10 protein-coding genes are annotated in these 10,879 nt (G+C 59.4%); 5 read left to right on the top strand and 5 right to left on the bottom strand.

All coding sequences use genetic code 11. From position 1 onward, the window contains the following. Positions 1–53: 53 nt before the first annotated feature. The 5 genes from ACTG2T_RS07670 to ACTG2T_RS07650 form a co-directional block, all read right to left on the bottom strand. A complete protein-coding gene (locus tag ACTG2T_RS07670) occupies positions 54–1,025 on the bottom strand; it encodes a TAXI family TRAP transporter solute-binding subunit (protein WP_005339950.1) in 972 nt (323 codons plus the stop codon). Positions 1,026–1,438: 413 nt separating this feature from the next. Then, entirely contained in the window at positions 1,439–3,592 is a 2,154-nt protein-coding gene (locus ACTG2T_RS07665) for a S9 family peptidase (RefSeq protein ID WP_330125386.1), read from the bottom strand. 234 nt (positions 3,593–3,826) lie between these two features. Then, the gene (locus tag ACTG2T_RS07660) at positions 3,827–4,258 is read right to left on the bottom strand and encodes a DUF411 domain-containing protein (RefSeq protein ID WP_005339953.1); all 432 of its coding nucleotides are present in this window, start codon (positions 4,256–4,258) and stop codon (positions 3,827–3,829) included. A 46-nt stretch (positions 4,259–4,304) separates the two neighbouring features. Continuing rightward, positions 4,305–4,628, bottom strand: a complete 324-nt coding sequence (locus ACTG2T_RS07655) for a hypothetical protein (RefSeq protein ID WP_330125387.1) — start codon at positions 4,626–4,628, stop codon at positions 4,305–4,307. A gap of 88 nt (positions 4,629–4,716) precedes the next feature. Further along, positions 4,717–5,439: an SDR family oxidoreductase gene (locus ACTG2T_RS07650; protein WP_019444689.1), complete on the bottom strand. Its 723-nt coding sequence runs from the start codon at positions 5,437–5,439 to the stop codon at positions 4,717–4,719. 142 nt (positions 5,440–5,581) lie between these two features. On the opposite strand from ACTG2T_RS07650, the gene ACTG2T_RS07645 reads away from it, so the two are divergent. The 5 genes from ACTG2T_RS07645 to ACTG2T_RS07625 all read left to right on the top strand — a co-directional run bounded on the left by ACTG2T_RS07645 (position 5,582) and on the right by ACTG2T_RS07625 (position 10,703). After that, entirely contained in the window at positions 5,582–6,424 is an 843-nt protein-coding gene (locus ACTG2T_RS07645; RefSeq protein WP_330125388.1) for a LysR family transcriptional regulator, read from the top strand. A 101-nt stretch (positions 6,425–6,525) separates the two neighbouring features. Continuing rightward, complete coding sequence (gene kefF / locus ACTG2T_RS07640; RefSeq protein ID WP_005339958.1) at positions 6,526–7,122, top strand: glutathione-regulated potassium-efflux system oxidoreductase KefF; 597 nt, start codon at positions 6,526–6,528, stop codon at positions 7,120–7,122. Positions 7,123–7,189: 67 nt separating this feature from the next. Next, complete coding sequence (locus tag ACTG2T_RS07635; RefSeq protein ID WP_330125389.1) at positions 7,190–9,046, top strand: monovalent cation:proton antiporter-2 (CPA2) family protein; 1,857 nt, start codon at positions 7,190–7,192, stop codon at positions 9,044–9,046. Next, positions 9,043–9,429, top strand: coding sequence for a SirB2 family protein (locus ACTG2T_RS07630; protein WP_279500129.1), 387 nt, complete (start codon positions 9,043–9,045; stop codon positions 9,427–9,429). The genes ACTG2T_RS07635 and ACTG2T_RS07630 overlap by 4 nt, the downstream gene beginning before the upstream one ends. Positions 9,430–9,716: 287 nt before the next feature. Beyond that, the gene (locus ACTG2T_RS07625; protein ID WP_236317217.1) at positions 9,717–10,703 is read left to right on the top strand and encodes a helix-turn-helix transcriptional regulator; all 987 of its coding nucleotides are present in this window, start codon (positions 9,717–9,719) and stop codon (positions 10,701–10,703) included. Positions 10,704–10,879 lie beyond the last annotated feature (176 nt).

Raw genomic sequence — 10,879 nt, 5'->3', positions numbered from 1 at the left:
ATCAGGCGGCAGACGGGTGCCGAAGAGAGTGACAAAGGCCCCGGGGCCTTCAATCAGAGCCAGCCGCGCTCTTTGTAGTAGCGGGCAGCCCCTTCATGCAGCGGTGCAGAGAGACCTACCTTGATCATGTCGGCCTCTTTCAGGTCGGCAAAGGCAGGGTGCAGGCGCTTGAAGCGATCCAGGTTGTCGAACACCGACTTGACCAGCTGATAGACCACTTCCGGATCGGTTTTGGCGCTGGTGGAGAGCACCGCTTTGCCACCGATGGAGGGGGTCGGCTTGTCGCTGCCCTTGTAGATGCCGCCCGGGATCTCGGCCTTGCTGTAGTAGCTCTTCTCGGCCAGCAGCTTGTCGATGTCGGCGCCGGTCACAGGTACCAGTACCGCATCTGTGGTGGTGGAGGCTTCCTGAATGGCGCCGTTCGGGTGACCGACGAAGTAGCTCATGGCGTCGATGTTGTTGTCACCGAGGGCGGAGGCCTGTTCGGCCGGCTTCAGCTCGGAGACCAGACCGAAGTCACCCTTCTTCCAGCCTTTGACCGCCATGATCTCTTCCATGGTGTCACGCTGGCCGGAGCCCGGGTTGCCGATGTTGACGCGCTTGCCCTTCAGATCGTCGAAGCTGGCGATCTTGGCATCGCGGCGAGCCAGGATGGTGAACACCTCGCTCTGCAGGGAGAAGACGGCGCGCATATCGTCCATGGCCCCTTCGGCCTGGAACGGCGGCAGCCCCTTCATCGCCTTGAACTGGTGGTCGGATTGCATGATGCCGAAGTTGAATTCACCGCTGCGGATGCCGTTGACGTTGGCAACACCACCGCCACTGGCCGGGGCGTTGCACTTGATCTGGTGATCGGCGGCGCCGCGATTGAGGAAGCGGCAGATGGACTGGCCAGCGACATAGTAGACGCCGGTCTGACCGCCGGTGCCTATGGTCACGAAGCGCTCCTGCGCTTGTACCGGACCACCGAATGAGACACCGACTAGAGCCGCCGACAGGGCGCATGCCAAAGTTAATCCTTTCATTTTTTCTCCCTTTTCTTTGATTTTGTTTATCCGATCCCCGGATAAATTGATGGCAATCCCGTTCTGCGCCGGGCTTGCCCGCTCTTCTCGTTGCGCGAAAGCGGGGGAGTTGATCACCCCCTTTCCGGCAGTCACCCTCATCCTGTGGTGAGGCTACCGACCTCCTGTCGGTCGAAGATAAATTGGCCCCTGAGGGGCCAAATAAAAAGTTGCAAGCACTCCGATTAAGCACATTCACCCAACATAAATCAAACGAAATGGCAAAATAACGGAGTTAAATCTTGAGAAACATGACCTCGATCATTCATTTTCTTGCCGAAGATTAATTTGATATGAAGGGAAATGGAAGAGGGAAAAACTACGAGAGGATTCTTATGCGGCCCTTGAATGACAAGGGCCGGAGTCATGAGAGATCAGTTGGCTGGGGTGGCCAGATCCAGGATAAAGGCGTATTCCAGCGCGATATCCTCGTAGGCTTTGAAGCGGCCCGACTTGCCGCCGTGGCCGGCGTCCATGTCGGTGTTCAGTAACAACTTGTTATCATCCGTCTTCAGTTCGCGCAGCTTGGCGACCCACTTGGCGGGCTCCCAATACTGCACTTGCGAGTCGTGCAGCCCGGTGGTGACCAGCAGGTTGGGATAGGCTTGCGCCTTCACCTGATCGTAGGGGCTGTAGCTCTTCATGTAGTCGTAGTAGCGCTTCTGGTTCGGGTTGCCCCACTCGTCATACTCCCCGGTGGTGAGGGGAATGGACTCGTCCAGCATGGTGGTGACCACATCGACGAACGGCACCTGCGCCACCACGCCGCGATAGAGTTCGGGCGCCTGATTGATGACGGCCCCCATCAGCAGACCACCGGCGCTGCCGCCCATGGCGTAGACCTGATCTTTGGCACCGTAGCCTTGTTCAACCAGCGCCTTGGTGACATCGATAAAGTCATTGAAGGTGTTCTGCTTTTTCAGCAGTTTGCCATCTTCGTACCAGTGACGGCCCAGCTCTTCGCCACCCCGGATATGGGCGATGGCGTAGACGAAGCCGCGATCGAGCAGGCTCAGGCGCGAGCTGCTGAAGTCGGGATCCATGCTGGCGCCGTAGGATCCGTAGCCATAGACCAGCAACGGATTCTTGGGCGCATCGGCCTGCTCTTTCTTGAACTTGTCCTTGCGATAGACCAGCGACACCGGCACCGATACGCCGTCGCGGGCGGTCACCCAGAGCCGCTCGCTGGCGTACTGGTCGGCCTTGAAGCCGGCCACCGGTTGCTGCTTGAGCAGGGTGCGCTTGCCGCTCGCCATATCCAGCTCATAGGTGGAGGCGGGGGTGGTCATGGAGGAGTAGCCATAGCGCAGGGCGCTGGTATCCGGCTCCGGGTTGTAGGCGAGCCAGGTGACATAGGCGGGATCATCGAAGGCGATCTCCTTCTCGTCACCGCTCTGCCAGTTGATCTGGCGCAGTCGGGTCAGCCCCTTGTTGCGCTCTTCCAGTACCAGCCAATCCTTGAACAGGGCGTAGCTCTCCAGCAGCACGTCCGGATTGGGGGCGATCACCGCCTTCCAGCGATCCACCGGGCTCTCTTTGGTCTCGTAGAGGCCGAAGTTCTTGCCGTCCTTGTTGGAGCGCACATAGAAGCGGCCACGGTAGTGATCCAGGCTGTATTCGTGATCCACCTGACGGGGCAGGAACAGGCGTGGGGCGTGCTCCGGCTGGTTGGCATCGATCAGCCGCGCTTCGCCTGTGGTGGTGCTGGAGAGGGCGATAATGATGAAATCTTCCGAAGTGGTGGCGTAGAGGCTGACGTAGAAGGAGTCATCTTTCTCTTCATAGACCAGCTTGTCCGTGGCCGGATCCGTCCCTAGCCTATGGCGATAGACCTGATAGGGCAGCAGGGTCTGCGGGTGCTTGCGCACATAGAAGACGGTCTTGTTGTCGTTGGCCCACACCAGATTGCCGGAGGTATTTTCCAGTTTGTCGGTGGCCCACTGACCGCTCTCCAGATCGAGGAACTGGATCTGGTACTGACGGCGGGAGAGGAAATCTTCCGCCACCGCCAGCCAGCGGTTATTGCGGCTCACCTCAAGGGCGCCGAGGGCATAGAACTCGTGCCCTTCAGCCCGCAGGTTGCTGTCGAGCAGCAGGCTCGCCTGCTCTTCACCGAGCTTGGTGCGCGAATAGATCCCGTACTCCTTGCCCGGCTCATAGCGGGTCTGGTAGCGGTAGCCGTTCTTCACATAGGGTACCGACTCATCTTGCTGGGGGATGCGGGCGACCATCTCTTTGTAAAGCTGCTCGCGCAGGGGGTGGGTCGGCTTGAGCATGGCCTCGGTATAGGCGTTCTCGGCCTTGAGATAGTCCAACACCTCGGGCTTCTGCCGCTCGTCGTCACGCAGCCAGTAGTAGTTGTCGATGCGGGTATCCCCGTGTTTTTTCAGAGTGCGGGGATGTTTGGCGGCCACGGGCGGCTGGATTGGATGTTCGCTTGTCAGCATGGCGGGCTCTTCATTGGCATAAGTGGGGGGGAGAACTGTCAGAAAGGCTAGCAGCAGAACTCCTCGGGAAAAGGTAAACATGTCGCATCCTTGGCGCTGGAAAGGGTTGGTAGACCTGAGCATCGGCTCCATGAATTGGCGTTAAATCTGCCCCTTGTTGCCGGTGGTTGCAAGCAATCCCTTGTTATTGCAGGAAATGTAATCAAAAAAAGCCGCTATCTCGCGATAGCGGCCCTCTTTCTGGCCATGAGCGGCAAGAGTCCGCTCAGGTGTGCCTCACATGATAGTGGAGTGCCGGTTCATGGCCAGTTGTCGTCAGCCTGGGTAGCTCGACCAGCGGTTGGTCGCGCCCTCGTTGCTGATACTCAGTACCTCATAGGGATGGCCCGGAATATCCATGCCCGGCGCACTCTGGGGCATGCCCGGAATGGTCAGGCCACGGATCGCCGGTTTTTCCCTGAGCAGCTTCTGCACATCGGCGGCCGGTACATGCCCCTCGATCACATAGCCATTTACGATACCGGTATGGCAAGAAGCCAGTTCCGGCGCGATACCGTATTGCTGCTTCACTGCGCCGAGCTGTTCGGTTTCGATGACCTCCAGTTCGAAGCCATTCTGCTCCATGTGCTCGTTCCAGCTTTGGCAGCAACCACAATATTTGGATTTGTAGACGGTCATCTTCTCGGCCGCGAGGGCCGAAAAGCTGACGGTACCGGCCAGCATGGCCAGTAACAGGGGTTTGTACATCACTCACCTCAGATTGAAAGAAAAGATGCCCGATACGGGATGCGTTTCAGATCCGGGGGCGTGGGGGACGTTCGAGCCGCTCGCACGGGGCGTCCGGCATAAAGAGAGAGGGGGAGACGAAGTCGGGGGTATCCGGTTCCAATACGGCGACCGTCAGGCTGTCGCTGCCTATCAGCGTCATCGAGAGGGCGGTGGTAAAGCTGCCACAGGGCATCGCTTTTTCCAGGGTACGCTCGCTCTGGCTGCAGTGGGTAGTCAGGGTACAGAGGTCGGTTGCGGCCCGGCTGCCAAACGACATCAACACCAGCACCAGACTCCACAAGGGGAGCCAGTGACGGGCGTGAGCGAGTTGGCGACGGGTGAGAACCATGGAATGACTCGAAAATAACAAGGGGCACATGGTAACCCTGTGCCCCGGGGGAGGGTCAAGCCCTCCCCATGGTGTCAGTCAGCCAGGATTAAGGTTGCTGACGGGTCGCCGCCAGCACGATCTCGCGCACGCAGACGTTGGCAGGCTGGTTCCAGGCGTAGAGCACGGCATCGGCGATCACTTCCGGCGCAATGACGCCACCCATCTGATCTTTCCAGTCGTGGTAACCGGCTTTGATGCTCTCGTCAGTGGTGTGGCTGAGCAGCTCGGTCTCGACCGCACCCGGGGCAATGGTCACCATCCGCACGCCGACATCGGCTACCTCTTCCCGGATGTTCTCGGTCAGGGCGTGCACGGCGAACTTGGTGGCGCAGTAGGCAGCATGGTTCGGGAAGGTCTTGCGACCGGCGATGGAGCTGATGTTGATGATGGTGCCGCTGCGGCGCTCCTTCATGCCTGCCAGCACTGCGTGGACGCCGTTCAGTACCCCCATCACGTTGATGTTGAGCATCTGCTGCCACTCGGCAGGATCCTGCACATCGGCCTGACCCAGCAGCATGACGCCGGCGTTGTTGACCATGCAGCCCACCGGGCCGAATTGGGCTTCTGCCTGCTGGACGGCGGCTTTCATGGCGGCGGTATCGGTCACATCGACTCCGATGCAGAGGGTATCGGGCAGGTTCAGTGCCTGCATCGGCTCGACCCGGCGGGCCAGCAGTAGCAGCGGATGACCGGCGGCAGAGAAGGCACGGGCGATGGCGGCACCGATCCCGGCGGAGGCGCCGGTGATCACGACGAGAGATTTGGACATGGGTCTTTCCTTCTGATTCAAGAGTCGGTTTGAGCAAACAGGTGGCTGGCCAGCACGGAACCCAATCACTATAGTCACTGCATCTATAAGTGATAAATATTGTTTTCCGCTGGTTATCATCTGAAAAAACTATGGTTGGTTTATGCTGGACTTGAGATTGCTGCGTTTCTTCATCGCTATCTATGAAGAGAAGAACATCACGGCGGCGGCCGAGCGCTGCCACGTCAGCCAGCCCTCCCTCTCGGCGGGACTGCGCCAGCTGGAAGAGGCGCTCGGTGACAGCCTGTTTGTCCGGGGCAAGAAGGGGGTGGTGGCGAAAGATCCGGCCCACTATCTCTATCCCCACGCGGTCAAGCTGGTGGAGGAGGCGCGCCGTCTGCCGGAGCTGTTTCGCCAGAAAGCGACGCGTGCGAGGCTCAATATCGCCATCATGCCGGACTTGAGTCGCCGCCGGGTGGCCGGGCTGCTGCAGCAAGTACAGCGCATGTTGCCGCAGCTGGATCTCACCCTCTCCGACTACACCACACCTGCCGACTGCCGCTTGACTCTGGATGCCTTGCGCCGGGAGGACGAGATCTTCCTGCCGCTGTGGGAGGAGGATTACGTGCTCTGCGTGCCAGTCGACCATCCCCTTGCCAGTCGCGAAAGGATCGAGCTGGCCGAGCTGCAACATTATGATTTTATTGAGTGCCCGCCCTGTGAAGCCCATCAGCAGACTATCGGCCTGCTGGCCTGTGACCGCCTTACCCTCAATCTGGTGGCCAAGGCCGAGAGCAAGGGGTTGGTGATGGCGTTGGTGCTGGCGGGGGTCGGCATCAGTTTTCTGCCGGACGGGCTGGTCGAGGATGAGGCGGGGCTCTGTACTCTGCCGGTGAGCGGGCCGCGGATGTTTCGCCGGATTGGGCTCTGCTATCCCGCCCACCAGACCCTCAATCCGGCGCTGCGGGAGCTGATCCCCGAGTTGGCAGGCTATGGCGCTTCCTGATAAGGTCGCTCTCCTGTGCACCTTTACGATGCAGCTCCCCAGACTCCCCTTTTCTGTTTACCTCGCCTTGCACCGCAAGGCTTTGTTCGGGTGATGTGGTCATGAAACGTATTCTGGTTATTTTTTCCCATCCCGCGCTGCAGAGCTCGCGGGCCAACAAGCAGCTGTTGCAGGCGATTGAGGGGTTGGAGGGGGTTACGGTTCACGACCTCTATCAGCACTATCCCGACATGTTTATCGATGTGAAGCGGGAGCAGGCGCTGCTCTGTGAGCACGACATCATCGTCTTTCAGCACCCGTTTTACTGGTACTCCTGCCCGGCCATCATGAAAGAGTGGATGGATCTGGTGCTGGAGTATGGCTATGCCTACGGCCCTGAAGCCCACGCCCTCAAGGGCAAGCAGTGGTTGAGCGCCATCACCACTGGCGGGGCGCCGGAGTCCTACTGCAGCGAGGGGTATAACAGCCGACCGCTGCTAGATTTTCTGCTGCCATTTCAGCAGGCTGCCACCTTGTGCGGCATGAACTGGCTGCCCCCTTTCGTGCTGCACTCCTTTCACAAGATCAAGGATCCCGCCGCCCTGCGCCGCTGTGGTCAGGACTACCGCCAGCTGCTCTGTGCCCTGCGTGACGATCAGCTGACCCCGGAGCAACTGGCCGGGCGTCCTTATCTGCGCGACTTGCTGGAGGTGCTCTGATGACACACGGGCAGCTTGTTGGCCGAGCTCATGAGCCGGATCAGATGTTCATGCGGAGGGCCGACTGATGGGCCACGGGATCCTGTTTGATGCCTTTATCTACCTCTCCGCCGCCGTTATCGCGGTGCCGCTGGCCAAACGCTGGGGGCTGGGCTCGGTGCTCGGTTATCTGCTGGCGGGGATCATCATAGGCCCCTTCCTGCTGGGGCTGGTGGGGGAGCAGAAGGATGTGATGCACTTCGCCGAGTTTGGCGTGGTGCTGATGCTGTTTCTGGTCGGTCTTGAATTGCGTCCGGCCCTCTTGTGGCAGCTGAAGGGGCCGATCCTCGGCACCGGCGGCCTGCAGGTGCTGCTTACCACGGCAGCGCTGACCGGCGTGGCGCACCTGATCGGTTTGCCGCTGCAACAGGGGCTGGCCATCGGCCTGATTCTGGCGCTCTCCTCCACCGCCATCGTGTTGCAGAGCCTGCAGGAGCGCAAGCTGATGCAGAGCGAGAGCGGTCGCTCCGCCTTTGCGGTGCTGCTGTTTCAGGATATTGCGGTCATTCCGATCCTGGCGATCCTGCCGTTGCTGGCCATGGCGCCGGTCGCCAGCAATGGTGGCTCCGAGCTGGCGGGTTGGCAGCATGGTCTGCTGGTGGTCGCGGCCATCTCAGGCATAGTGCTGGGTGGCCACTACCTGATGCGGCCGGTGTTTCGTGCCATCGCCCAGTCCCATATGCGGGAGATCTTCGTCGCCGCCGCCCTGCTGCTGGTGATCGCCATCGCCGTGTTGATGGAGTCGGTCGGCCTCTCGCCCGCGCTCGGCTCTTTCCTCGCGGGCGTGGTATTGGCCGACAGCGAATATCGCCATGAGCTGGAGGCAGACATAGAGCCGTTCAAGGGCTTGCTGCTCGGCCTGTTCTTTATGTCGGTGGGGGCGGGGATCGACTTCGGGTTGTTTGCCGAGCACCCCTTCCTGATACCCACTCTCGTCGTTGGCCTGATGGTGCTCAAATGGCTGGTGCTGATGGCGCTCGGCTTCATCATCCGCATCTCGCCGAGCCAGCGTTGGACCTTCGCACTGGCGTTGGCTCAGGGGGGCGAGTTTGCCTTCGTGCTCTTTTCGTTTGCCGCGCAAAACCGGGTGCTGCCCGGTGAGACCATCTCGCTGCTGACGCTGGTGGTGGCGCTCTCCATGGCGCTCACCCCGCTGCTGCTGATCCTCAATGATCGGGTGATCCAGCCCTGGTTCGATTACCGTAACCAGAGCGACGCGCCGCAGCATGAGCAGCCGGAGCTGGTGGAGCATCCGGTGATCATCGCGGGCTTCGGCCGCTTCGGTCAGATCGTGGGGCGTCTGCTGCATGGTCACGGCATCGGTACCACCATCCTCGAGCAGGATGCCAGCCAGATAGAGACCCTGCGCAAGTACGGCTATCAGGTCTTCTATGGCGATGCCAGCCGGATCGACCTGCTCCATGCCGCAGGGGCGCACAAGGCGAAGCTGCTGGTGCTCTCCATCAACGATCCGGCTACCTCGCTGGCGGTGATCGAGATGGTGCAGAAGCACTTCCCGCACCTGAAGATCCTGGCGCGAGCGCTGGATCGACCCCATGCCCACGAGATCCTGCGCCACGGGGTCGACAGCGTTCACCGGGAAACCCTGGGCTCTGCGGTCGATCTGGGGGTGGAAGCCCTGACCCAGCTTGGGTTTAGGGCCAACCAGGCCTGGCGGGCGGGGCAGACCTTCAAGCAGCACGATAACTGGCTGTTGCGTGAGCAGGTCAACTATCTGGACGACGAACACACTTATATCAACAAGAGCCTGCAATACCGGGAGATACTCTCCGATCTGTTGCAAGACGACGAGGAGGGGCAGGAGCGTATCCATGCCCACAACTGGAATAGCGGGCTACCCGACGACGACAAGGAAGCAAAATGATTGCCTATTACCCCATGTTCAAACACCTGCATATGACGCTGGCGCTGGTCAGTCTGCTGCTCTTTATCTATCGCTGGAGTCTGGCGCTGGCCGGCAGCGATCGGTTGCAGCAGAAGTGGCTGAAGATCCTGCCCCATATCAACGACACCTTCCTGCTGCTGTTTGGTGTGTTGCTGGCGGTGGCCTTGCAGTTGAGCCCGGGTCAACAACCCTGGCTGATGGCCAAGCTGATTGCACTGGTGCTCTATATCGGTCTGGGTGTCATGGCGCTCAAGCGGCCGGCCCGCGGTCAGAAGCTGATGGCCGGTGTGGCGGCACTGGCGGTGTTTGGCTACATGGTCGGTGCTGCCATCACCAAGTCAGCCTGGTCGTGGCTGATGTGAGCAAAAGGGGAGAGTCATGCTCTCCCCTGAAATCATATTCTGTGATGAATTAATTAATCGGAGTTTTATGCTAACAATAAATCGCAAGATAGAACTTTCATTTGAGGGATTTTTGGCTAATTTTAGCCTCTAGTGGCTCCTTTTTTGAGTATATTGTCTTTATAAATCAGGTGCTTAGTGTGTTTTGTATGAAAATGGCGACAGTTGTCGCAGCAAAACTTGCGACATAGACTGTCGCAAGTCACGACTAGCATACAGTCAACGCTAAACCAGTGAAGGCAAGCACCATGAGCAAGAAGCTGTTACGACAACTGACCTTGGCGCGTTGCATCCCGCACCGCCCTTACAAGCTGACCGCCAGCCAACTCCAGGTAAAACTGGAAGAGGAAGGTATCCACGTCAGTCTGCGTACCGTGCAACGGGACCTGGAGGAGATGTCCGGCATGGGACTGTTCGACCTCACCTCGGACGAGCGCAGCAAACCCCATGGCTGGTGCTTCGAGCGCCACGGCCTCAACGACTTTGCCAATATCATGCCGCTCTCGCTGGCGGTGGCCCTGAAAACCTGGAGTGATCAGGCGAGCCAACTGTTGCCGGCGAGTGTACTGACCGAATTGAACCCGCTGGTCGACAAGGCGAGCCAGGTGATCCGCGACAGCCAGAGCGAACTGGCCGAACGCTGGCTGGAGAGTGTCCACCAGTCACCGCGTCCGTTTGCCGGCAACCCGGAGATCCGCCGCAGCACCCTGATCCGCGATGCGCTCTGGCGTGGTCGCAAGTTCAGTGCCGAGATCCAGCGCGTGATCAAAGAGCGCACCGTGTGGCTCTGCTACGACCGTATCAACCCGCTCGGCATTCTCAATCAGCTGGACGGCCCGATCCTGCTCTGCACCCTCTCCGAGCTGGATCCCAAGGTCTACGGCATCCCGTTTGACCATATCAAGAACGTGGAGCTGACCAACTTCAGCGCCACCCAGCCGAAGGATTTCAATATCCAGAAGCTGATCCGCGATCAGGGCTATCAGGATGTGAGCGGCCCGATCCGCTTCGTCGGCCGGATCGATGCCAACAGCCAGTCGCTGGTGGATAATCAGATCCCCGGCAACAATCCACGCATGACCCGCTATGACAAGCGCAGTGTGGTGGTGGAGACTGAAGTGCAGGACACCCCGGAGTTTCGCAGCTGGTTGAACAACATTGGCGGTGAACTGGAGGTGCTGGCACCGGAATCGTTGCGCAAGGCCTATCTCAATCCGGCCAACCGCTTGAGCTGATTAAAAAATTGGAATGTTGAAGAGTCGAGCCTAGTCTCGGCTCTTTTTTTGCGGTTTTTTTAAGCATATTTATTCAACTAATTTTTAAGTCTTAACGTCAGGATTGAACCGTTTTCCTGCCCCGTTTTTGGGGGTGAAACCCTTGTAAGAGATCTGCCATAGCGACTGTAAGAGGC

Source organism: Aeromonas sp. 75A (genome assembly GCF_051919425.1).
Taxonomy (GTDB): Bacteria; Pseudomonadota; Gammaproteobacteria; order Enterobacterales; family Aeromonadaceae; genus Aeromonas; species Aeromonas veronii.
This window is presented reverse-complemented; position numbering and strand designations above follow the sequence as displayed.